This window comes from Wenyingzhuangia gracilariae (assembly GCF_056387575.1).
This window is the reverse complement of record NZ_CM150748.1, coordinates 728,956-750,163: the sequence shown is the minus strand read 5'-3', so window position 1 is coordinate 750,163 and position 21,208 is coordinate 728,956. Positions and strand designations below refer to the sequence as shown.

The window sequence follows — 21,208 nt, the reverse complement described above, 5'->3', positions numbered from 1 at the left end:
AGCATCACAAAAATACACATTCAAATATAAATATGCAGAGTCTACTTTCAAATGATTGGAAACAAATTTTAAAAGAGGAATTTACCAAAGATTATTGGTTGCAATTAACTACAAAAGTAGAAGCAGCTTATGCAGAAAACACAGTTTATCCGCTAAAAAAAGATGTGTTTAATGCATTTAATTATTGTGCCTTTAAAAATGTTAAGGTTGTTGTTATAGGACAAGATCCGTACCATGGAAAAGGACAGGCCAATGGTTTGTCCTTTTCTTATGTGCATGCTCAAAAATTTCCTCCTTCCCTTAAAAATATTTACAAAGAAGTTTCTACAGATATAGGAGTAGAAATGCCAACAACCAATGGAGATTTAAGTGCTTGGGCTAAACAAGGTGTGTTGTTGTTAAATGCCACATTAACAGTGCAAGAGGGGAGACCTAACAGTCATCAAAAGTTTGGATGGACTAAATTTACAGATACTGTAATTCAAACATTGTCTTCAGAAAAAGAAGGATTGGTGTTTTTATTATGGGGGGGCTTTGCTCAAAAAAAAGAAAGTTTAATAGACTCTTCCAAACATTTAATTTTAAAAGCAACACATCCATCTCCGTTAGGAGCAAATAAAGGAGGTTGGTTTGGGTGCAAACATTTTTCTAAAACCAATGAGTATTTAAAGCAAAAAGGAAAAAAAGAAATACAGTGGGCTGTTAAAAATAACAATCAACCACCAACTCTTTTTACCTTGTAACCATCGTTTTTTAAAATATCCATAATTTTATCTCGGTGTTTTCCTTGTATAATAATTTCACCGTCTTTAATACTACCACCAACACCACATTTGTTTTTTAACAATTTACCTAGTGCTTTTAAGTCGGTTTCTGTACCCACAAATCCTCTAACAATGGTTACTGTTTTTCCTCCTCGTCCTTTGTTAGAAAATATGGCCTCTAAGTTTTGTTGATTGTTAGGAAGGGTTTCTTGTTCAGTTTCTCCGTTGTCGTAATAAACATCATCGTTGGTAGAATATGCAAAACTACCTAGAGCAGATAAATCGTTTAATTTTTTGGCCATTATGTTTGTATTGTTTTTTGCTTTACAAAGATATAAATAGTTATGATTTGAAAAACCAATCCTATGGCAATAGATACGTAGGAAGGTATATTTATAAGATCTATATTTAAATCTCCAATAAGGATTCCAAAAAGGATAAAAACAGAACCTATTAGGATTAAAAAAAGTTTAAAGGTGTTTAATTTGTTTTTTTTAACCTTTTTACGTTTGTATTTTTTTCGTCTTTTAGAGGACACACTCATCTTTTTCTCTTCTTTTTTTTCAAAATTAGGAAAAAGATGATAAAAATCAAGTATTACTTAATCAATCCTAACTCTTTTAGTCTTTCTGTTAAAAATTCTCCTGCAGTTGTGTCGGTATATTGTTTTGGATTTTGCGAGGTAACGCAATTGCTTAAACATGTTAAATCCATTGTAGGTATTGGGTGCATAAAAAATGGAATGGAATAACGAGATGTTCCCCACAGTTCCTTTGGAGGGTTTACAACTTGATGAATGGTTGATTTTAGTTTGTTATTGGTCAATCTAGCCAACATATCTCCTACATTAATCATCAACTCATCAGGTTGTGCAATGGCATCTATCCAGTTTCCTTCTAAATTTTGAACTTGTAGCCCCTTACCTTGGGCTCCCATTAACAGAGTGATTAAATTAATATCTCCATGTGCAGCTGCTCTTACAGCCCCTTTAGGTTCTGTTTGAATAGGAGGGTAGTGTATAGGTCTTAAAATACTATTTCCATTGTAAATGTATTCATCAAAATAAAACTCATTAATATTTAAATAAATAGCTAAAGCACGTAAAACATACTTGGCTGTTTTTTCTAATTGTTTAAAAACCTCTTTCCCTACTTTGTTAAATTCAGGAAGTTCTTCTACAATTACATTAGGAATTAATACTTTTTGTAAAACTTCTGAAAGTTCTTCTGAATTGTTTACATATTGCCCAAAATGCCAAAACTCTTTTAAATCTCCTTCTTTTTTACCTTTGGCACTTTCTTTTCCAAAAGAAGTGTAACCACGTTGTCCTCCAAGACCATCAATTTCGTATTTGTTTTTTATTTCTTGAGGCAGGTTAAAAAAGTTGCGTACTTCTGTGTAAAGTTTTTCTACCAAATCATCAGACAAAAAATGACCTTTTAAAGCAACAAATCCAATAGTGTTAAAAGCTGTACCAATTTGATTTACAAAATCTTGCTTTTGTTGTTCGTTTTCTGATAAAAATAATTGAAGATCTACAGATGGAATTTTTTGCATGATTTTTATTTTTTATAAAGTGGTATTCTATAGGTTAACGTGTAGTTAATGTTGGCTCCAGAACCGTTTTTAGTAATTTTACCAAAACCAGGGGCATAGGTGTTTTTTAGATTAGAGGGTTCTTTAGAGGTAATTATTTTGTTAATATTTACCATAAATCCTAAAAAAAAGTTTTTTAAAACTTCTACTTTAATCCCAGCAACAAGCTCAACCCAATGTGCGTTTAAACCTTTGTATTCTGTAGGTGTTGTAACTTCTTTAGGTTCAAAATATTCTCCTTCTTGAAAAATAGTATAGCTGTTTAATTGGTTGGTAAACGTAGCAAAACCATATCTAGCTCCTAAATACAATTCATTGTCCATGTCTAACCAGTTGGTGTACAAATTGTAATTTATTCCGGCTTTTAAATAGCTTCCTTTTACAGTGTTGTTAAAGGTATCTTCTTCTAAACGTCTGTTAGAATAACCGGCTTCTGCAGCCATAAATAATCTTGTATTTATTCTATAGTCTGCCACAATTTCTCCTCCTTTAAATTCTCCATCCCAAGAATAAGTTAAAATAGGTTTAATAATGTCTATACCAAATCTAAGACCATATGTTTTAGGGTTGTAAAATTCACTTACACTGTCTTTTGCAACATTAAGATTTGTTGTGTCTGTAACTACTTTGTTTGCAATTTCTGTAGCTGTTTTTTTTTGAGCAATGGTTGTTTGTTGTAGCAAAAAAAGCCCTAAAAAACTAATGATATATTTTAACATGAGCAGTTGTTTCGTTGGTAATACTTTGTGTGGTTGTTTCGCTATCTAAAAGCCAACTGTTTTTGGTAGTTGCAATGCTAACGTTGTTAAAAATACTTTTATAACCACAGGCTTTAGAAACAAATACATCTTGAACGGTGTAGTTAAGAGTTAGGTCTTCTACGGTTCCGTTTCCAAGTTCATCTTGCATAGATAAATGATAAACGACAGTATTGTTTTGAGTGTCTATTGGAAGTGTTAAATTACCACTAGTGGTAACGGTACCATTAAAAATAGTATCCATTGTGCTGTTGGCCCACACAATTAATTTAATTTCTTTTAAAGAATCTTTTTCTGAATTGTTGTAAAATTCAATAACTAAACTAGGGGTTGTTGCCTCTAAGCAAAACTCATCTTGACAACTGTTAAAAGCTATAAAAGAGGTTGCGACTAACAAGAAAAGTAATAGTTTCTTCATGCGTTCAAAGATAATAGATTCTATAGAAAATTAAACGATGAATTTAAAATGTTCGTATAAAAAAAGGGTTGCTTTTTTAGCAACCCTTTTTGGTAATGTGAATTAGTCTCTTTTACGACCCCAATTTTTATTCTGAACTCGAGAAGAAGCATTTCCTCTACTTTCTCTATCTCTATTTCCACCTTCTCTACGTCTACCTTTAAAGTCTCCGCTTTCTTTACGTGGTCTGCTGTTTCTGTCTCCACCTCTAAAGTTTCCACCATCTCTACGTGGTCTTCTGTCTCCGCGACCTCCGCCACCACCAGAACGACGTTTTTTGGTAATTTCTACATTTACATTTCTTCCTTCAAATTCAGGAGAGTTTGCTAAGAAAGCATCTAATGTTTCTTTTTCAAAGTTTTTGTCTAACTCAAAGAAAGAAAAAGTATCTAAAATTTCAATTTGTCCAATTTCTACGTTGTTGGTAATGTTCTGATCGTTGATCAATCCCATTAAACGAGGTGGCGTTAAATTGTCTTTTCTACCAATGTTGATAAAGAAACGAGACATGTTCTCATCGTCTCTTCTCTTACCTCTATCGTCTCTTTCTCTAGCAGGTCTGTTGTCGTTAATGTCATTGGCTTTAGAATAGTATTCTAAGAATGCATTAAACTCAACAGATATGAATTTTTGAATCAACTCTTCACGAGACAATCCTTCAAATTGTTCGTAAATATTGTCTAAATATTCAGAAATTTCTTTGGTGTTAATTTCTGTGTTTTTAACTTTTTCTACTAATTTAAACAATTGAATTTCACAAATTTCTTTTCCGCTAGGAACTTCTTTTTTAATGAATTTCTTTTGAATTTTACGTTCAATAGGTCTTAGTTTTCCTACTTCTCTAGAAGTAACTAATACGATAGAAGTACCTTTGTTACCAGCTCTACCTGTACGACCACTACGGTGTGTATAAGCTTCGTTCTGATCTGGTAATTTATGGTTAATTACGTGTGTTAAGTTGTTTACGTCCAACCCACGAGCCGCTACATCTGTTGCTACTAACATTTGTACGGTTTTGTTACGGAATTTTTGCATAACGTTGTCACGTTGTGCTTGCGATAAATCTCCGTGTAAAGAATCTGCATTGTATCCGTCTGCAATTAATTTTTCTGATACTTCTTGACATTCACGTCTTGTTCTACAGAAAATAATTCCGTAAATATCAGGGTTTACATCTGCAATACGCTTAATAGCCGCATAACGGTTACGTTCTGTTACTACATAATATTCATTACTTACATCATCAGAACCTGTGTTTTTGGTACCTGCAGAAATTTCTACCGGTTGGTGCATGTAATTACGAGCAATGGCTTCTACTTCTCTAGGAAAAGTTGCAGAGAATAATAACGTTTGTTTGGTAGATGGAGTTGCTTCTAACACAGCATCTAAATCATCTTTAAATCCCATGTTTAACATTTCGTCAGCCTCATCTAAAACTAACCATTGTAAGTTGTCTAGTTTTAATCTTCTTCTGCTAATTAAATCTACAGTTCTACCAGGAGTTCCCACAACAATTTGTGCTCCTCTGTTTAATTTTCTAGTTTGATCTTCAATACTTGCTCCTCCGTATACAGTTACAACTTTTAAACCTCTAATGTTTTTAGAAAATTTTTGAATTTGGTCTCCAATTTGTACAGCCAATTCACGCGTTGGCGATAGAATGATAGCTTGTACATTGTTGTTATCAACGTCTATTTGTTGAATAATAGGTAAACTAAAAGCTGCAGTTTTTCCTGTTCCTGTTTGTGCAAAAGCTTTTAAATCATCGGTAGATGAAATTACTTGTGGAATTGCTTTTTCTTGAATTTCTGATGGAGATTCATACCCCATATCGGTTAAAGCCGAAAGAATTTCTTCTCTCAACCCTAATTCGCTAAATGTCGACATATAAGTTTGTTTATGATCCACAAACCTATACGACTAGTTTGCAAATCTGATTATAAAGATGCAAAAGTACGTTATTTAATTAGATTGACCTAGTTAAAAGACTTTAAACATTGTTAGGTGATTAGAACTACTTTTGTTATTGTAATTTTTTAATTCTACAAAACAAACTATTTTAGCAATTAAGGGTCAAAGAAATGTAAAGGGATATTTTAAGAACATAGTTAAATAATTTTTTTTGAAAAACGAAGCCGATTTTATTGAAAAACTGTTAAACCCAAAACAAAGAGATAGGGCTTTTACAAAGTTGTTAGACCTTTATCAGGAGCGTTTGTATTGGCATGTGCGTAAATTGGTAGTTAGTCATGAAAATGCCAATGATGTATTGCAAAACACATTTATAAGAGTATACAAAAGTTTGTCAAATTTTAAACAACAAAGTTCGTTACACACTTGGATGTATAGAATAGCGTATAACGAATCGATACGTTTTTTAGAAAAAGAGAAAAACAAAACGTTTTTTTCTATAGAAGGTTTGGAAGAAAGGCATTTGGATAATTTGGTAAGCGATTCTTATTTTGATGGAGAAGAAGCACAATTAAAATTACAGAAAAGTCTTTTTAAATTGTCTGAAAAACACCGAAAAATTTTTCAGATGAAATATTATGATGATCTAAAGTTTAGAGAAATAGCTGATGTGTTAGAAATAAAAGAAAATACCGTAAAAACCATATACTATAGTGCTGCTAAACAGATAGAAAAATCTATGTTACAAGTAACACAATTAGAAATTAAAAGATAAACGATTATGAAGTCTGATATACATTTTAATAAAAATATTTCTTTTGATAACAAAAGAAAAGAAAAGCATATTCAAGAATTAGGGTACAACATTCCTGATGATTATTTTTTAAAAAACAAGAATGCTATTTTAGCAAAAACAGTGGTGAAAAATAAAAGATTAAGAGTTGTAAAAAGCATAAGTTATGTTTCTGTAGCAGCAATGTTGATGTTCTTTTTTTCTACCTTAAATTTTACTAGTACAGCCAACGAAACCGTAACGTTAAATGATGAAGAAACCAAAGTATTGATATCTTCTCTTTTTATGAACGATCAAAAAATAGACAAATTATCGGATGCTTATATGTTAGAAGAATTGTATGATGAAAGTAATCCTATAAACTAATAATGATTTAATTATGAACATGATAAAACATATATACTCCCTATTGTTTGTACTTATGCTAGGTTTGGTTTCTGCCCATGCACAAGAGGGCAGATGCGTTGAGGATAGCATTTTAACAGAAAGCCAGAAAAAAATGCTGCACGAACAAAGAGAATTGATTCGAATAAGTAGAGAAGAGCTAAGAGCAAGCATGTCTAAAGAACAGGTAAAAATTATAGAAAACAAAACATTAAGTAGGTCAGAAAAAAAACAAGCAATGATGGCTACTTTTAGCGAAGCTCAAAAAAAAATAATGTTTGCACACAGAGAGCGTTTAAGGGAGGCCAAAGAGAAATTTAGAAAAACATTAACCCCAGAACAAATGAAATTGATGCACGAGAGAAGAGGCAAGCACGGTGAGTTTGATCATGATCATAGGTTTAAAGAAAGATTTCATGAAAGAAACAAAGAAGAACATAAAATAGAATAAAAAAAGCGATTTTGATGCTAAATCAAAATCGCTTTTTTTACACCCACTTTATAGAAATTGGTAGGTGTGTTTCTTTTTAGAATTGGGTTATTTTCTAGAATGCAATCCAATTGTATTGCCATCTATATCCATTAAAATAGACACAAAACCAAATTCACCAATAGACATTTTAGGCTTTATAATTTTTCCTCCAGCTTTTTCTACCAAATTTTCTTGTGTGCTGCAATCTTCAGACTCAAAATACACAATTGTATTGTTGTTGCCTGCTACAAAATTTTCTTTTTCTACAAGTGCCCCTGTTATGTTTAAACCATTAGGATCAAAAGGGAAACCTGCTTGTTTTCCAAACTGAATTGGAAAGTCTACAAGTTGAATGTTAAAAACAGTTTCGTAAAATTTTTTAGCATTTTCTAAGTTAGATACGTGGATGTCGAACCAGTTTACAGGATTTACATTTTTCATTTTTATTTGTTTTATTATTTGTTGCGTTATTGCTATACAAAAGTGCAACAGTAGTACAATTAAAAATTGTAAAAATGGGACATGCCTATTTTTTGCGATCAAAAATTAAAGACATTTTTAAATCATCACCGTAAAATTCTTTAGGAGTTAAGCCTGTAAACTCTTTAAAATCTTTGATGAAATGAGCTTGATCAAAGTATTCGTTTTCATAAGCCAAATCGGTTAAACTACTAATGTTTTGGGTTAGGAGTGTTTTTAGGGTGTTTTGTATTCTAATGGTTTTAGAAAGTTGTTTTGGGCTTAGTCCAATGGTAGAAGAAAATTTACGAGTTAATTGTCTTCGGTTTACATTGTTTTGTTTAGAAAGTTCGTTTACAGAACATTGTCCGTTGGCATTTAACATTATTTCAACCGTATTTTTTACAATATGGTCTATGTTTTCTTTGTTGGTAAGTTGTTTTAGTAAAAAATGTTCTATATAATTGATTCTTTCGGTAGTAGAATTGGCATTTAAAATTTGCTGACCAATTTTAATTCCTTCTTCACCAAAAAGCTGTTCCAAGGGCACTGCAGTGTTCTGAATTTCTTTTAAAGATACATTGGCAAAAGGTAAAAATCCATTGGGTTGAAAGCGTACCACAAAAGAACCGGTAACTCCCAAAGGTTCTACAACATACGGACGTGTTAATTGCCCTATTAAAAAACATTTAGGTAAAATAATACTCTCGTTATTGTTGGGGTGATGCTTGTAAGTTTCTCCGTAATGAAAAATAAGTTTCATGGTTCCATCTGGAATAATGGAGTTTTTTTGAGGAGTATCTTTATAAGCACTTTCTAGAGTCCAATAACATTTTACCCATTCCTTTAAATTTTGTTGGGGTTGATAAATTTTAGGATTCATAGCCTGTTTTTTTAAGACTTTAAAAATACTTAAAATAACAATAACGTGTGCATACTACATTTTAATGAAGAGTGGGTGGGGAAACAATGTTTTTTTAATCTAATTTAGGAGGTTTTCGCAGGTCTTTTTTAGAGGCTTGTCTTTTTTTAATTTCTGTGTTTCGTTTTACCGATGCTTTGGTGGGTTTTGTAGCTCTTCTAATTTTAGGACGAACCAAACTAGCTTTTAACAAAGCTAGTAAACGCTTGGTAACTAGTTCTTTGTTTTTGTGCTGAGACCTTGTTTCTTCGCAACTAATACTAAGGGTTTGCTCTTTGCTAATTCTGTTTTTTAGTTTTAAGAGAATCATTTCTTTTTCTCTTTGGGTAAGTGCTTGTGTGGTGTTTATGTTAAAAAACACTTCTATTCTAGATGATGTTTTGTTTACGTGTTGTCCTCCTGCACCAGAACTTCTGCTAGCTTTAAATGTTAGTTCGTTTGTTAATATTTCTGTGTTCATAGGCAATGAATGTTAGGGGGTGTTTTTTATTGCTTATTAAATTGTTCAACACCTAGTAGCAATTCTTTTTTTGCTGATTTTCTAAAAAGGTGAGCAGATATAGAAAAACTTAAAGTGGTTCCAATTACTATAGATTTCCAAGCAACATCTTTTCCGTTAGAAGAATGAAATTCTTTATTAGCAAATTCATTCAATAACCAAATACCTAAAAAGCCACCACCAATTCCCCAAAAAACATCACTTGTTTTATTTTTCTTTTTATAAGATATTAAATGAGTTTGAACAGCAGAATGTCCATTTGCTTTTAAGGTAGCGTAAACAGCTTTTGTATCTGTTAAAAGGTCTCCATTAAATTGATAAACTAGCTTTCCTTTTTCAGGGAGAATTAACAACTCATTTTTATGTTGGCAAAAGGAGTTGGTAGTAAACCCAAGTAGTAATAGTATAATAACATGTTTAATATTCATTATTTTTAAGTTTTAATACCAAACTAAAGTAAAAGTTTTAGTTTAGTTATAAATTAGTTGCTATGTTTTATTTTGTGTTTGAATAAGTATTTAGTAGTAATAATTAGAACTAAATAGAGTAGTTTCTATAGGTGATTATTTTTATTAATATACATTAAGTCCTTCTGTCATAGAATTATCTATTTTATTACAAACTATTCCAACACTATATTTAGCTCTTGTTAATCCAACATATAATTTAGCTCTAGCTTCATTGCTGAATTTTTCAATAGTGATATTATTGTTTTTTATCCATTCAAGCATTTTTTTAGTAGGGTATATAAGAACCCTCTCAAATGTTAAGCCTTTTGATTGTCCAAAATTCATAATACTATAATCAGGATTTATGTTTGTTGTTGATAAAGACCATCTTAATTGAATTGGATTATATTTTTCTAAATAATCATTTACTTTATCTTTTGTAATAAGAAAAACCCCATCATGACCTGTTGTCTTTTTTTGTTTTGAATCACATTGACTATGTTGTGGATAAAGTTTATTAGCATAGTCACAAATTTGTTTATTACATCTATATGAATATGCTAAGGAGGTTTCGTCAATTACAAAATTGATATTTTTACATTCAGTAGTTATAAAATTCTTTAGGAGCCCATTTCTATACTTTTTATACTTAGCTGAGTTATGTGTTAAATATGTAACTTGCCTTGGGTCACATACCAAAGTTAAATTTAAATCACATTTTGCAAAGATTTTTAAAATATCCAAATCATACCCGGCCAGGTCTTGGGATTCGTCAATTAATATATAATCGTATATTTCGGAAAGTCGATTTATTATTTTTCCTCCCGTTTCTTGATTAACTCTGATAGCAAGCTTTGATACTTTATCAGAATAAACTCTATTGTTTTCGGAAAAATAAAATTTATGAAAATTTTCTTCTTCTGCATATGGTATTTTCCTGCCATTTTTTTTATCTACATATTTTATTCCGGATTTTTCATTTACAAGTAGTAATCCTTTTATTTTATGTTCAAATAAAACAGCTTGATAAGGTTTGATACATTGTTTTATTAAAAATGAAAACCAAGTAGAAATCGTAACGTTAGAAGGGATATAACCAACTAATTGGATAAATTTATTCTTAATTTCTAAAGCATTTGATTCTGTATATGTTGTAATTAAAATTGATTTCTGAGGAATTAATAATACCTTATTGATTAAAGTTGTTGTTTTTCCTGAACCTGCTGAGGCAATGATGATTTCATTTGTCATGATTAAAGTACATTGTAAATAAATTCGGGGAATTGAATTACTTCTGTTGTTTCAAATATTTTCAAGGCACATTCAGTTTTATTAAGTTTCATGTATTTGTGAAACTCATTTTCATTAGTGAACTCTTTACCAAGAATTGAATTAAATAACTCGATTGAATTAGACTTTAGTAGTTTAGGCTCAAGTGTATTATAATTAAAAGGTTTATCATAGATTTCAAAATCTCCTTCGTCGACGATATTATCGTAAGAAATTATAATATTTGGTTTTGAATTTTCTCTTATGTAATTTTTGTATTTATTTTCAAGTTGTTCAAGACTCCAATCTGTATCGGTAATAATAGTAACAGGTTTATTTATTTTTTCAGCTATTTGTAAAAATCTTAAAAAAGAAGTTCCTACTGAAATAACATCTATTCCGTCTTCAATAGGTAGTTTACCTTTATGTTTTTGAGAATATGCTTTTTGAATAATCAACTCATCTGAATCTCCTTCTACAAGTATTGATTTTTTACTTAATATTAATCTAAGAGTATCGTAACCAGCTAATCTTTTAAAGTAGGTGTATGTTTCATTATCCAAATCATTAAATGTTATTGTTTTTTGAGAGTTTAAAAGAATAACACTTTCTAAACCTAATTTATTTGCAATAAAACTGTTATGAGTAGTTACAATAATTTGCTTGTTTTTTGCACCTTTTTTCAAGTCATGAATTAATTCATTTAATTTTGTATGTGATAAGTGGTTTTCTGGCTCTTCTATTAAAAGGACATTAGATTCTAATGTTTTTTTATGTGACAAAGCCAGTTTTGTTTTTATTATACATTGCTCTCCTTTTCCAATATGATGGAAAGGTATATCGTCAAGATATGTCACTAATGAATTTTCCCAAGAATTTTTAGAAGACAATTCGACTGATAATTCAACTTTTTTACTAGAGATATTTGAATCAGTTTGTATTTTTTTGTTAATATTAATTATTGAATCTTGTTCCATAAAGACATCTTTCATCTTTCTATGTGCTTGAGAAACATCAACAACTTCTTTTTTGTCTAAAAAATCTCTAATAATTCTACTGATATAAATGTCAGAACCATTTTGTAATCTTCCATTTGAAGAATCTATTAAAGCAGGCTTTATAGGTATTAATTTAGGTGTTATCCTTTCATCTCTAGCAAAAGATTCCCAATAAAAATTATAATACTCAATAGGTAAGCTTTTAATACTTTTGTTTTTGGTTAAGATTTGATATTCGGGTAAATATTTTTCGTCAAACTCTATGTTAAATGATAGACCTATTAAATCGGATTTTTCAGAGTTTTTATTTCCTTTAAAGATTGATGAAGTATCTTGTGATAAAAATATTTCAATTTTAATTGATGGGGGAGCTAAAGGTTTATCTGTTTCTAAGCTTAATATATATTCCTTTATTGTTTCTTTGTTGAAAAGATATTCATTTAATTCATTTTGGATATATCTACCTTTAAACCATCCTGATAAAGTAAGGTTTATGGCTTCTAAAATAGTTGATTTACCAGCTTCATTATCACCAACAATTATATTGACATTTTCATTTAAAATTAATTCAAATTCTTCTTTAAAGCATTTGAAATTTTTGATTTTTATTTTCTCAATATGCATTTTTCTTTTTTTAAAATAACAACACGATGTTGTATTATTCTTCAATTTGGTTTTTATAAAATTACGTATTTGCATTCGTGAATCATAAGCTTACTTTTCCACAAACTATAAAAGTTCTTAACAAATGATAGGTACAAAAAAATCCTACTAAAAAAATGAGTAGGATTGTTTGTAAAAAGAGAATTGTTGTGTTAAAATACTTGTGGGTATGTTTTACAATAACTGTAAAATTAGAAATTTAAAAGAATAGGTTTAAAGTGTTAGCCAGTTATACAGTATAGTTTTTAATGGTGAATTGTGGCTTAAAACCTAGGTTTAAGTACATGTTTTTTCCCATGTTAGAGGCTTGTAAGGTTACATATTTATGGTCTTTTGCAATGGCTTTGTTAATTAATAACTTCATAATTTCTTTAGCATAACCATTTTTTCTCATTTCTGGAGGAACACCAACTGCATGAATTCCAGCAATATTATTTGTTGTGTGTAATATAGCAGTGCCAACAGGAGTGTTATTGCAATATGCAATATAGTAATTCACTGTTTTTAAAGTTTTAAGAAGGGTAGTAGTGCTTATATTGTATTTAAATGATTTTAGAAAAATGTCTGACCAAAGCGCTGCATCAAGGTTGTTTAAAACCGGACGAATGACAACATTGTTTTTAGGTTTTAAAGGTTTGTTTAGTTCTAAATACATTGCAATTTGCTCAAATTTTAAACGAAAACCATTGTTCTCTAAAATTGTTTCTTCATTTTTATTGTGCTGGTTCCAAATAGGAATTGTTATACTTGTTGGAATTGTAGATAGTACATTCTTAATTTCAGAAATAATTTCAGAATTAATGTGTTGGTGTAGCCACAACCTGTTTGGCCATTCAGATTGGCTAATTACACAGTAACTAATATTGTTTGTTTGGTAATAAGAATTAAAAGATTCTCCTACTGTTTGCCAAAGGTTTATTAAATTATCAATATTGGCATTTGCTAAATTAGTTGTTGTTTTCATTTTGTGTTGATTAAAATAATTCCTGACATCATAATAGCAAAACCTATAACTCGTTTAATAGAAATAGGTTCTGTGGGCAAACCTAACCATCCAAAATGTCCTGCAATTATAGAAAAAGTTAGTTGTCCAAATAAACCTAAAGAAATCATAGTGGCTATTCCTAATTTAGGTATGGTGTAGTAATACAAACTAATTCCTACTACACTAAACAATGCACCAGTAAACCATAAATATTTAGGAATTTGTTTAAAATTTAGTTCTAATATATATGATTTGCTTGTTAGTAAAACAAGAACAATGGCAAAAACACTACTGCTTAAAAAGGCAAAAACAGAGGCTAGCAAAGGGTTTTTTAACCATACACCTAATGTGGAGTTTAAAGCACCTTGAGCTGCTAAAAATACACCTCCTAAAATTGCTAATGTAAATAGTGAAATTTGGTTCATTGTCTGTTTTGATTCATTGTTGAAACAAAAATAGATGGATCCAAAAAGTTACAACTTTACATATGTTGATTTTAAGAATTTATATTTTTTATAATTCTACTTAATTGAGTAGGGGTAATACCTAAATGAGATGCAATGTGTAGTTTTTGTATTTTTTTGTCAATATTTGGATGTTCTTGAAGTAGTTTTAAATATCTTTCGGTAGCATTGTCCATTACTAAAGATACCTCTCTTTTTTCTTTGTCAATAATCCAGTTTTTTTCTAAATAGGCAATGTAAAAGTTTTTTAACTCTATATTTTGTTCAATAAATTGTCTGTATTTTTTGTAGTTTATACAAATCAGTAGGGTGTCTTCAAGAGATTCTAAGGTAAAATCAGAAGGTTTGTTTAAAATAGACGATACGGTTGAGCCTGCAAAATCATTTTCAAGAAAAAGATTTTTATTATAAGTGTTTCCGTTATAATCAGTTATGTAGGCTCTTAAAGCTCCTTTGCAAATAAAATAAATGTTTTTAGAAACTTGACCATTCCTAAGTAAAGTTTCATTTTTTTCTAAGGTTTTAAAAGAGATGATAGATTCTATTAACGACCATGTTTCTTTAGAAATTAGAGAATAACTTTCAAACTTTAGTTTTAATTTTAGAATATAATTATGTTCCTTTAAATGCAATTGATTATTACTTATATGTTTATACAAAGCTAAAATACATTAAATAAGATGATTGTTTATGGTTTGTCTAAATCACATTTATTTTCTGGGTGTTGCCAAATTATTTTAATTTCAGTTAAATATTCATAGAGTTCGTTGGTGCTACCCAAAATTTCTCCATAACAATTGTAAACGTTAGATTGAAAATTAACCAAAGGATTGCAGTTTTGGTCTATAAACACAGTTTCATTTTTGTACAAGGCAGATTTAAAATAAGTGTATTCATCTGCATTGTTTATTTGTTCTTTAATCCATGGTAGTTCTAGCGTTGGTTCTAAAACACGACAAACAAATATGGGTTCATCTTTTGTTTTATTACTACAAAATGTTAAGAAGTAGGCTACAAAAAGTAAGGTTATTATTTTTTTCATTTAATTGTGTTGTTTGCAATGTAGATGCAAATTGTTTAAAAGGTTGCTACACTAAAACCGAATAAAAAATTGGTAAAACAACAAATACCTTTAAATTTTTTTTTAGTACAAAATTGATTAAAAGTAGGCTTTTTTTGATGTTGTAAAAATCCGTTGTGAATGTTTTGTATATTTGATAGTTGTACTTAATAACAGCTATTAGCTGTTGTATTTAACTAGAAAAATTAAAGTTTATAAACAAAAAAAATGAATAAAAAAGAAGTAGCAAAGCAGTATATAGTTGACCTAGAGAAAGGAAATGTTGATGGAATAGTAGCTTTATTTAGAGCAGATGGAATTGTTGAATCACCGTTATATGGAATCAAACAAGCAGATGAATTTTATCGTATACTGAATAACGATACTTCAAATTCTGATCTTTATGTAAAAGGAATTTTTGAAGAAAATGAGTCGGGCAATTTAGCACTTTATTTTACTTACAAATGGACTTTAAAAAACAATCAAAAAGTAGAATTTGATGTGGTAGATATTATTGAGTTTGATGCTGAAAACAAGATTTGTAAGCTAAAAATTATATACGATACCGTTACTGCCAGAAAACTAGTAGAACAATTATAAGGTTTTATTAAAACGCTTATAAACAAGACTCACCACTTAAAGCTTAAATTATAATGATTAGAAGTAACAAACCCTATCTTTTAGTAATGCTGTTATTTGTGCAGTTTTTTTCTGTAAATGCTCAAGAATTAAACAAACAAGCAAAGAAAAAAATTACACAACTAGAAAAATTAATGACCAAAGCCCAAAAAAAAGGGTTTGATGTTACAAGAGAAGAAACCATTGTTTGGTTTTCTAAAGAGTTTTTAAAAATAGCCAAGTGGGATGAAAATCATACCGATTTTATTCAGGAGTCTTTTGAAAAATTTACCCCAATAAAAGGAGACAAAGCTCAAATGGCTAAAGAGCTACCAAAGTTTGAAAGAACAAAAGTAATTGAGATTTTAGACCAAGGTATTGACAATCTTACAAAAGTAGTGAAAGGAACCATTGTAAGAAGACCTGTAAGAAAAGTAGATTGGGAACACATAAAGGTTGAAAATGATCAGTTTACCAGTAATGGGAAACCAATATTTTTATATGATTATTTTTCAAAATCAATGGGGAACCCTACTTCTGATCCCAGTATTTATAACGATCATTTAGGAAATATAGACCATATTGGAGGTTTTTCATCTAGTTCTTTAAAAGAAGACAGAACTTTTAATGCATATGCTCTTAACAAAGCTATTCATCATCCTAATACCAAAGCAGGATACCTTTTACTTTGGAATACAAATGTTCCTAAATGGATTAAAGAACAAGAACCAGAAGTAACCAAAGGAAGGAGTACTTTTGTTGGTTTTGATATTGATAATCCGCTAATGCGTGATGTTTGGAGCGATATTATAAAAAAAGCAGGAGAGGTAACCAAAGGAAAAAAAACAGTGCAATTGGGATACATATTGGCTAATGAACCACATTGGTTTTCTGAAAAAGGGAGTTGGGCTTATAAGCTAGGTGAAATGAATGACCTTTCATCGTATACTCTAAAAAAATACAAGCATTGGTTAAGTGTAAAGTATAAAAAGAACATTACTAAACTTAATCAAAACTGGAACACAAATTTTAAATCGTTTGATGATGTAGCTTTTGAGTTTCCATTAAGAAAAGAAACAAAAGGAACACCGTTAAGGTACGATTGGGATCGTTTTAACATGGATAGAGCAATAGAGTGGTTTGCTTTTTTACAAACAGAATTGCACAAAACCAATCCGAATGGAGATACGCATATAAAATTACAACCGCACTTTTTTTCGGATGATGATCGTTCTCATGGAATTGATATAGAATCGCTTACTGAACTGACTACAATGATTGGTGATGATGCCAAAACTAGAGAAAAAGATATGCGATACAATAGAACAGAACCATGGGAAAAATATTATTCATATCATTGGGAAGAGCTTTGTGTTTCGTACGATTTTATGGAATCTGTAGCTCTTGAAAAAATACATGTAAATTCAGAAACCCATTTTTTGTCTAGTGTTGCTTGGCGTAAATTAGATACCTCTCCAGCGTACATTAGAAATAATTTTTGGTTGGCAACTTTGTTTGGAATGGATGCTGGTTTGTCTTGGTTTTGGGCTAGAGATCCAGATGGTTCACCAGAAGCAAGATTCGAAAATAACGTTCACTCTTCGGACAATGCCTTACAGAAATCTTTTGCAGCTTCGGTAAATATGCAGCCTCAGGTAGCCAATGAACTTACGCAGGTAATGATGGATTTGAATAGTTTTTCAGAAGAAATAATGGCTCTACGTCGTCAAAGAAGACCTATAAGGTTGTTTCATTCAGAAACATCGGCTATCAATAAAAAACATCATATGTCAGAACAATATCCTCTTTATGAATCGTTATTTTTTGAAGGTTTTCCTGTAGGTTATGCAACCGAAAAGATTATCAAAAAACAAAACCATAAAAATTGGGATGTCGTTTTGGTTTACAAAACACCATATGTTACAGATTCTGAATTTGATGAACTTCAGAAATATTTAGATAATGGAGGAACTGTTATTTTAGACAACAAGACTAGTCTTTCTATGGACGAATATGGTCATAAACGTTCAACGACTTTAAAAAACAATAAAGGAAAATTACACATTTTAAACACTAACAAACACCAAGATTTAAAGACATTGGCATTGCAATTGGTAGATGCCAAGTTGCCAAAAGTTGTTTTATCAGAATCTAACGGATTGGCACAAAAAGGATGTGTATGGAGAGTTGCTCCTAACGGAAAAGGCGGGTATATGATGACAATTGTGAACCTAGGTAAAAACAAAGCACAATTAAAAGTATCTATGAAAAACGGAGACACTGTAAAGTGTACAAACATGCTTACAAGAGAATCTTTAGGAACTAATTTTGAACTTGGAGTGCATGGTGTTTTGTTGCTAGAAATAGAAAAGTAATTATAAAGCTAGTTTTTAATTAGTTTTCCTGTACTTCTATTTTGTTTGCAAGTAATACTAAATATATAGAATCCTTTTTTTAGTTTTTGGATGTTTATTTTTTGGTTATTACGAGTAGTTAAAGACATTATTTTTTTTCCACTCATATCATACAATTCAAACAATGCTTGATGATGTGTGTTGGATAAATTTACAAAAACATTTTCTTTGGCTGGGTTGGGGTATATTCCTAAAATTGATTGAGGGGTATTATCTGGTTTTGATAAACTCTCTGTTTCTGAGTAATAAAATTTAGTTTCTCTATATTTTTCCATCTCAAGATTTAAATAATCATTACTTGTAATTTTATGATGAAAGGTAGCAGAATTAGTGTAAGATGAAGGCAGTATTAGTTCATCTTTTAAAGTGGAATAGTCATAGCTAAAAACGTTTTTAGTAACATTGATGTCACTATCAAAAGATTTATTGGTAATTGAGTTCAAAGGCTCATCAGAATTAAAACCAAAGGTATGCTTTGAGGCAATTACCCATTCGTCAGTGGTCTTATCCCATTTGTATTCATTTGTTTCAAGTACTTTCCAATTGTGGGTATTGTAAAGTGTTTCTTCTTTAGTAGTTGGTATGTATTGAGAAAGATCTACATTCCATCTTGAAAAAATTACGTGTTTTAAATGTCCAGAATTGTATTCATAGTTAGTGCAACCAAATTTTTGCCATTCAAGTTCGTTTTTTTGTTTGATATAAGTTGTATCGGCCAAAATATGATTCTCGGTATCATACGTATATACTTTTCTAGATTTTAATACCCATGCATCAGAATCGGTATATTTGGTGTAGGACGTATCTACTTGTAACAGCCCTTTTGAATTGTAGTGTTTTGTCGTTTTTTCAATTTGCAACCATATTCCTAAATCAACTAACCATTTACTATTTATAACCTCTGCCACATCTCCCTTATGGGTATAAGTATAATCTATTCTCTTTTTTGATTTTGAAATTAGATGATGTTCATAGCGTATGATGTTATTTTGGTTATTGTATTCTTTTATTTCCTTTACTCTAATTTTCCATTTGTTATTTTCACTGTCCCAACTATATTTTTCAACTAAAGTGTCTTTATAATTGTTATAAGAAAAAGATTCTTTAAAGCTTTTTTGATCCCACTTACCAGTTAAGTTGTTTTTTCTGTAAGCAATAATACTATCTAGACTTTGTTTTGCTTTGGGAATGTTGGAATTACGTATAATTTGGCTACATACAAAAGGAGCACTAAGAAAACTTATAAGTGTAAAAATTAAGAGTTTAAACATGTCTTAAATGATTCATTTAACTTTACACAAAAGTAGATTTTGTAGGTAAAAAAAATGTTGCCTCAGGATAACTTATTAAATTAATTTTGTTTTAGAAATAAACTTTTTTCTTTACTGTATTGCTGTGGAGTCATATTTAAATAACTAGCTATGTATTTGTCTGGAGTATCTTTTAAAATCCAATTAGATCTTTCTACGGTTTCATAAAAAAGAGAAAATCGTTTTGAAGGATTTTTATTTTGCAATAGCATCATTCTGTTTTCACGATCGAGAAGAATTTTTTCATAAACTTTAAACATAAGATAACTGAATTCATGGTTTTTTTGAGCTAATGCTTCTATCTCTTTCTTATCTATGGAAATAATTTCAACATCGGTTATTGCTTCATGAACTTCGGTAGATGGAGAACCAACTATGTAGCTTTTAAGATTGTTAAAACCCAATCCTTTGGGAGTAATATTTACGGTTTTAGACTCTCCTTCATCAAAAATATATTGATGAACCACTCCTTTAACAACAATATTTGCCTTTGTTTCCACCTCACCTGTTTGTAAAATAAATTCTCCTTTTTTGTACAAACGTTTGATAAAGTATGTTTCTATTTCCTGAAATGTTTCTTTTGTAAGAGAACAAGCTGATTGAAAAAATGTATATAATATTTCTTGATCAGTGATACTTAAATTCATCATGTTCTAGTTGCTTTTTAAGTGTTATAAGGCAACAAATGTTATAAAGATAAAACTACAAACTTAAGTTTATTTCTTTAGTATGATTGATAGTTATTTTAGGGAGATGTTTTTGAAGTATTTATAAAAGAGCTTGTCAATAGATGTTTTTTAAATAAATAAAGATAGCAGTTCCAACATAACCTTTTGTTTTGGTTAAGAACCACTATCTTTTAAATATATTATTTTACAAACTAGTTTTATTCAGTTGGTTTATTAAAATGGAGCAAAAGTATCTTTAGATCCACCAGGAATACTCCAACGCTCCTTAGCGGAAACATTAGTAGGTGTGTCAATAGCAGCTATTGAATTATCAATAGTTCCATAACTACTAGAATTACCTCTAGGTATTTGCATACGATCACCATACAGCCAAACAACTAAATTACTACGTTGTCCGCTTGTAATAGGATGTGTAGCATGTGGCACATTTCCACGATGAATGATTGCTTTACCTGGTTCAAAAATTGTTTGTACAGTTTTTCCACTAGCTTGGTCATAAAAATCTACTTGAGAACCTTCAAATGTTTCATTGGGCAAGTTTGTATTTATATTTAAAGTAGCAGCAGAAGCATCTGTATGTGCACGTAAATCTTTGTCTTTATCGGGGTTGTACTGAATAGAAAAACCAAAAGTTTGACGATCATAACCATATGTACCAAGTAATAAACGAGCAATAGGTCGCATGTAACGATCCATCATATCGTTGTAAAATTTTTGAAAATTAGGTGCTGCAAGATAGCCTTCTGAACGTGGGTCTAGCATCATTCCATAACGATTTAGCTGAATACCGTATGGGGCACGTTTTGGAATTTGTGAATTTGCCACTGCTTCTAAATATTCACGAAAATCTTTTAAACGTTCAAGATCAAAAAACTGTGCAGAATACACTCCAGGGATAATTTCTTCCCATAAATCTGCAACAGCATTTTCTTTTTCAGGGTTTTCCCAAGCATCATTAATTGCTTGTCGTAAACGTGAATCAAGAAGGGTTTCATCAGGAATTAATAAATTGTTTTTGTTTTCAACTTCCCATTCTGCCCATGCATTTTCAAGTAGATTTTTATGTTCATTCCAGAATTGTGAAACAGAAGCATCGCGTTGAAGTGAAGCTTGACGAGAGGGTAAAGTTAGTGCACGAGCCTGTGCAAGAGCGTTAGTAGTTTTCATTTTTTTTATTTTTTGTTTGTTATTAAATTCAATGTTTTTTTAATTGTTTGTTTTATATAGTATGCTGATTATTAAATACTATAAAAAATATAGTTACAAAATTAAGT

The 21,208-nt window shown here is 30.3% G+C and carries 24 protein-coding genes; 6 read left to right on the top strand and 18 right to left on the bottom strand.

What is annotated here, in order from left to right; all coding sequences use genetic code 11:
* Nucleotides 1-32: 32 nt before the first annotated feature.
* Nucleotides 33-743, top strand: coding sequence for a uracil-DNA glycosylase (ung, locus tag ACY2IJ_RS03190; protein ID WP_476725715.1), 711 nt, complete (start codon nucleotides 33-35; stop codon nucleotides 741-743).
* Here ung and ACY2IJ_RS03185 read toward each other — a convergent pair.
* The 5 genes from ACY2IJ_RS03185 to ACY2IJ_RS03165 form a co-directional block, all read right to left on the bottom strand.
* Complete coding sequence (locus ACY2IJ_RS03185; RefSeq protein ID WP_476725714.1) at nucleotides 716-1,066, bottom strand: translation initiation factor; 351 nt, start codon at nucleotides 1,064-1,066, stop codon at nucleotides 716-718. The genes ung and ACY2IJ_RS03185 overlap by 28 nt on opposite strands.
* Nucleotides 1,067-1,361: 295 nt before the next feature.
* Nucleotides 1,362-2,321, bottom strand: a complete 960-nt coding sequence (locus tag ACY2IJ_RS03180) for an isopenicillin N synthase family dioxygenase (RefSeq protein WP_476725713.1) — start codon at nucleotides 2,319-2,321, stop codon at nucleotides 1,362-1,364.
* Nucleotides 2,322-2,326: 5 nt separating this feature from the next.
* The gene (locus ACY2IJ_RS03175) at nucleotides 2,327-3,079 is read right to left on the bottom strand and encodes a DUF6048 family protein (protein WP_476725712.1); all 753 of its coding nucleotides are present in this window, start codon (nucleotides 3,077-3,079) and stop codon (nucleotides 2,327-2,329) included.
* On the bottom strand, nucleotides 3,060-3,536 hold the full coding sequence (locus tag ACY2IJ_RS03170; RefSeq protein WP_476725711.1) for a DUF6452 family protein: 477 nt from the start codon (nucleotides 3,534-3,536) through the stop codon (nucleotides 3,060-3,062). Before ACY2IJ_RS03170 ends, ACY2IJ_RS03175 begins: the two co-directional genes overlap by 20 nt.
* A 102-nt stretch (nucleotides 3,537-3,638) precedes the next feature.
* Nucleotides 3,639-5,462: a DEAD/DEAH box helicase gene (locus ACY2IJ_RS03165; RefSeq protein WP_476725710.1), complete on the bottom strand. Its 1,824-nt coding sequence runs from the start codon at nucleotides 5,460-5,462 to the stop codon at nucleotides 3,639-3,641.
* Between the two features lie 235 nt (nucleotides 5,463-5,697).
* On the opposite strand from ACY2IJ_RS03165, the gene ACY2IJ_RS03160 reads away from it, so the two are divergent.
* From ACY2IJ_RS03160 to ACY2IJ_RS03150, 3 genes are read left to right on the top strand one after another with little or no spacing between them, the layout of a single operon-like run.
* Nucleotides 5,698-6,261 carry an RNA polymerase sigma factor gene (locus ACY2IJ_RS03160; protein WP_476725709.1) on the top strand — a complete coding sequence of 188 codons (564 nt, stop codon included), beginning with the start codon at nucleotides 5,698-5,700 and terminating at the stop codon, nucleotides 6,259-6,261.
* Between the two features lie 6 nt (nucleotides 6,262-6,267).
* On the top strand, nucleotides 6,268-6,645 hold the full coding sequence (locus ACY2IJ_RS03155; protein ID WP_476725708.1) for a hypothetical protein: 378 nt from the start codon (nucleotides 6,268-6,270) through the stop codon (nucleotides 6,643-6,645).
* Nucleotides 6,646-6,658: 13 nt separating this feature from the next.
* A complete protein-coding gene (locus tag ACY2IJ_RS03150) occupies nucleotides 6,659-7,114 on the top strand; it encodes a hypothetical protein (RefSeq protein WP_476725707.1) in 456 nt (151 codons plus the stop codon).
* 87 nt (nucleotides 7,115-7,201) lie between these two features.
* Here the strand turns inward: ACY2IJ_RS03150 and ACY2IJ_RS03145 are convergent, their stop codons facing one another.
* The 10 genes from ACY2IJ_RS03145 to ACY2IJ_RS03100 form a co-directional block, all read right to left on the bottom strand.
* The gene (locus tag ACY2IJ_RS03145; protein WP_476725706.1) at nucleotides 7,202-7,576 is read right to left on the bottom strand and encodes a VOC family protein; all 375 of its coding nucleotides are present in this window, start codon (nucleotides 7,574-7,576) and stop codon (nucleotides 7,202-7,204) included.
* Between the two features lie 85 nt (nucleotides 7,577-7,661).
* Entirely contained in the window at nucleotides 7,662-8,477 is an 816-nt protein-coding gene (locus tag ACY2IJ_RS03140) for a DUF6597 domain-containing transcriptional factor (RefSeq protein ID WP_476725705.1), read from the bottom strand.
* 94 nt (nucleotides 8,478-8,571) lie between these two features.
* Nucleotides 8,572-8,976 (bottom strand): alternative ribosome rescue aminoacyl-tRNA hydrolase ArfB, encoded by a 405-nt coding sequence (gene arfB / locus ACY2IJ_RS03135; RefSeq protein ID WP_476725704.1) that lies wholly within the window; start codon nucleotides 8,974-8,976, stop codon nucleotides 8,572-8,574.
* Between the two features lie 26 nt (nucleotides 8,977-9,002).
* Nucleotides 9,003-9,443: a hypothetical protein gene (locus ACY2IJ_RS03130; RefSeq protein WP_476725703.1), complete on the bottom strand. Its 441-nt coding sequence runs from the start codon at nucleotides 9,441-9,443 to the stop codon at nucleotides 9,003-9,005.
* Nucleotides 9,444-9,587: 144 nt separating this feature from the next.
* Nucleotides 9,588-10,715 (bottom strand): UvrD-helicase domain-containing protein, encoded by a 1,128-nt coding sequence (locus tag ACY2IJ_RS03125; RefSeq protein ID WP_476725702.1) that lies wholly within the window; start codon nucleotides 10,713-10,715, stop codon nucleotides 9,588-9,590.
* Between the two features lie 2 nt (nucleotides 10,716-10,717).
* Nucleotides 10,718-12,355 carry an ATP-dependent nuclease gene (locus tag ACY2IJ_RS03120; protein WP_476725701.1) on the bottom strand — a complete coding sequence of 546 codons (1,638 nt, stop codon included), beginning with the start codon at nucleotides 12,353-12,355 and terminating at the stop codon, nucleotides 10,718-10,720.
* Between the two features lie 268 nt (nucleotides 12,356-12,623).
* Complete coding sequence (locus ACY2IJ_RS03115; protein ID WP_476725700.1) at nucleotides 12,624-13,358, bottom strand: GNAT family N-acetyltransferase; 735 nt, start codon at nucleotides 13,356-13,358, stop codon at nucleotides 12,624-12,626.
* Nucleotides 13,355-13,804 carry a DMT family transporter gene (locus ACY2IJ_RS03110; protein ID WP_476725699.1) on the bottom strand — a complete coding sequence of 150 codons (450 nt, stop codon included), beginning with the start codon at nucleotides 13,802-13,804 and terminating at the stop codon, nucleotides 13,355-13,357. Before ACY2IJ_RS03110 ends, ACY2IJ_RS03115 begins: the two co-directional genes overlap by 4 nt.
* Nucleotides 13,805-13,875: 71 nt before the next feature.
* Nucleotides 13,876-14,502: a Crp/Fnr family transcriptional regulator gene (locus ACY2IJ_RS03105; protein ID WP_476725698.1), complete on the bottom strand. Its 627-nt coding sequence runs from the start codon at nucleotides 14,500-14,502 to the stop codon at nucleotides 13,876-13,878.
* Between the two features lie 29 nt (nucleotides 14,503-14,531).
* On the bottom strand, nucleotides 14,532-14,885 hold the full coding sequence (locus ACY2IJ_RS03100; RefSeq protein WP_476725697.1) for a hypothetical protein: 354 nt from the start codon (nucleotides 14,883-14,885) through the stop codon (nucleotides 14,532-14,534).
* Between the two features lie 246 nt (nucleotides 14,886-15,131).
* Here ACY2IJ_RS03100 and ACY2IJ_RS03095 point away from each other — a divergent pair, with 246 nt between their 5' ends.
* A complete protein-coding gene (locus ACY2IJ_RS03095) occupies nucleotides 15,132-15,503 on the top strand; it encodes a nuclear transport factor 2 family protein (RefSeq protein ID WP_476725696.1) in 372 nt (123 codons plus the stop codon).
* A 53-nt stretch (nucleotides 15,504-15,556) separates the two neighbouring features.
* Nucleotides 15,557-17,896 (top strand): hypothetical protein, encoded by a 2,340-nt coding sequence (locus tag ACY2IJ_RS03090; RefSeq protein ID WP_476725695.1) that lies wholly within the window; start codon nucleotides 15,557-15,559, stop codon nucleotides 17,894-17,896.
* An 8-nt stretch (nucleotides 17,897-17,904) separates the two neighbouring features.
* On the opposite strand, the gene ACY2IJ_RS03085 is transcribed toward ACY2IJ_RS03090, so the two are convergent.
* From ACY2IJ_RS03085 to ACY2IJ_RS03075, 3 genes are all read right to left on the bottom strand, one after another.
* The gene (locus tag ACY2IJ_RS03085) at nucleotides 17,905-19,206 is read right to left on the bottom strand and encodes a T9SS type A sorting domain-containing protein (protein ID WP_476725694.1); all 1,302 of its coding nucleotides are present in this window, start codon (nucleotides 19,204-19,206) and stop codon (nucleotides 17,905-17,907) included.
* An 80-nt stretch (nucleotides 19,207-19,286) separates the two neighbouring features.
* Nucleotides 19,287-19,892, bottom strand: coding sequence for a Crp/Fnr family transcriptional regulator (locus tag ACY2IJ_RS03080; protein WP_476725693.1), 606 nt, complete (start codon nucleotides 19,890-19,892; stop codon nucleotides 19,287-19,289).
* 255 nt (nucleotides 19,893-20,147) lie between these two features.
* Entirely contained in the window at nucleotides 20,148-21,101 is a 954-nt protein-coding gene (locus ACY2IJ_RS03075; protein WP_476725692.1) for a 2OG-Fe(II) oxygenase family protein, read from the bottom strand.
* Nucleotides 21,102-21,208 lie beyond the last annotated feature (107 nt).

What these genes read in the sequence shown, in the direction of transcription:
- ung (WP_476725715.1), top strand. Translation starts at nt 33, where the DNA reads ATGCAGAGTCTACTTTCAAATGATTGGAAACAAATTTTAAAAGAGGAA.
- ACY2IJ_RS03185 (WP_476725714.1), bottom strand. Translation starts at nt 1,066, where the DNA reads ATGGCCAAAAAATTAAACGATTTATCTGCTCTAGGTAGTTTTGCATAT.
- ACY2IJ_RS03180 (WP_476725713.1), bottom strand. Translation starts at nt 2,321, where the DNA reads ATGCAAAAAATTCCATCTGTAGATCTTCAATTATTTTTATCAGAAAAC.
- ACY2IJ_RS03175 (WP_476725712.1), bottom strand. Translation starts at nt 3,079, where the DNA reads ATGTTAAAATATATCATTAGTTTTTTAGGGCTTTTTTTGCTACAACAA.
- ACY2IJ_RS03170 (WP_476725711.1), bottom strand. Translation starts at nt 3,536, where the DNA reads ATGAAGAAACTATTACTTTTCTTGTTAGTCGCAACCTCTTTTATAGCT.
- ACY2IJ_RS03165 (WP_476725710.1), bottom strand. Translation starts at nt 5,462, where the DNA reads ATGTCGACATTTAGCGAATTAGGGTTGAGAGAAGAAATTCTTTCGGCT.
- ACY2IJ_RS03155 (WP_476725708.1), top strand. Translation starts at nt 6,268, where the DNA reads ATGAAGTCTGATATACATTTTAATAAAAATATTTCTTTTGATAACAAA.
- ACY2IJ_RS03150 (WP_476725707.1), top strand. Translation starts at nt 6,659, where the DNA reads ATGAACATGATAAAACATATATACTCCCTATTGTTTGTACTTATGCTA.
- ACY2IJ_RS03145 (WP_476725706.1), bottom strand. Translation starts at nt 7,576, where the DNA reads ATGAAAAATGTAAATCCTGTAAACTGGTTCGACATCCACGTATCTAAC.
- ACY2IJ_RS03140 (WP_476725705.1), bottom strand. Translation starts at nt 8,477, where the DNA reads ATGAATCCTAAAATTTATCAACCCCAACAAAATTTAAAGGAATGGGTA.
- arfB (WP_476725704.1), bottom strand. Translation starts at nt 8,976, where the DNA reads ATGAACACAGAAATATTAACAAACGAACTAACATTTAAAGCTAGCAGA.
- ACY2IJ_RS03130 (WP_476725703.1), bottom strand. Translation starts at nt 9,443, where the DNA reads ATGAATATTAAACATGTTATTATACTATTACTACTTGGGTTTACTACC.
- ACY2IJ_RS03125 (WP_476725702.1), bottom strand. Translation starts at nt 10,715, where the DNA reads ATGACAAATGAAATCATCATTGCCTCAGCAGGTTCAGGAAAAACAACA.
- ACY2IJ_RS03120 (WP_476725701.1), bottom strand. Translation starts at nt 12,355, where the DNA reads ATGCATATTGAGAAAATAAAAATCAAAAATTTCAAATGCTTTAAAGAA.
- ACY2IJ_RS03115 (WP_476725700.1), bottom strand. Translation starts at nt 13,358, where the DNA reads ATGAAAACAACAACTAATTTAGCAAATGCCAATATTGATAATTTAATA.
- ACY2IJ_RS03110 (WP_476725699.1), bottom strand. Translation starts at nt 13,804, where the DNA reads ATGAACCAAATTTCACTATTTACATTAGCAATTTTAGGAGGTGTATTT.
- ACY2IJ_RS03100 (WP_476725697.1), bottom strand. Translation starts at nt 14,885, where the DNA reads ATGAAAAAAATAATAACCTTACTTTTTGTAGCCTACTTCTTAACATTT.
- ACY2IJ_RS03095 (WP_476725696.1), top strand. Translation starts at nt 15,132, where the DNA reads ATGAATAAAAAAGAAGTAGCAAAGCAGTATATAGTTGACCTAGAGAAA.
- ACY2IJ_RS03090 (WP_476725695.1), top strand. Translation starts at nt 15,557, where the DNA reads ATGATTAGAAGTAACAAACCCTATCTTTTAGTAATGCTGTTATTTGTG.
- ACY2IJ_RS03085 (WP_476725694.1), bottom strand. Translation starts at nt 19,206, where the DNA reads ATGTTTAAACTCTTAATTTTTACACTTATAAGTTTTCTTAGTGCTCCT.
- ACY2IJ_RS03080 (WP_476725693.1), bottom strand. Translation starts at nt 19,892, where the DNA reads ATGAATTTAAGTATCACTGATCAAGAAATATTATATACATTTTTTCAA.
- ACY2IJ_RS03075 (WP_476725692.1), bottom strand. Translation starts at nt 21,101, where the DNA reads ATGAAAACTACTAACGCTCTTGCACAGGCTCGTGCACTAACTTTACCC.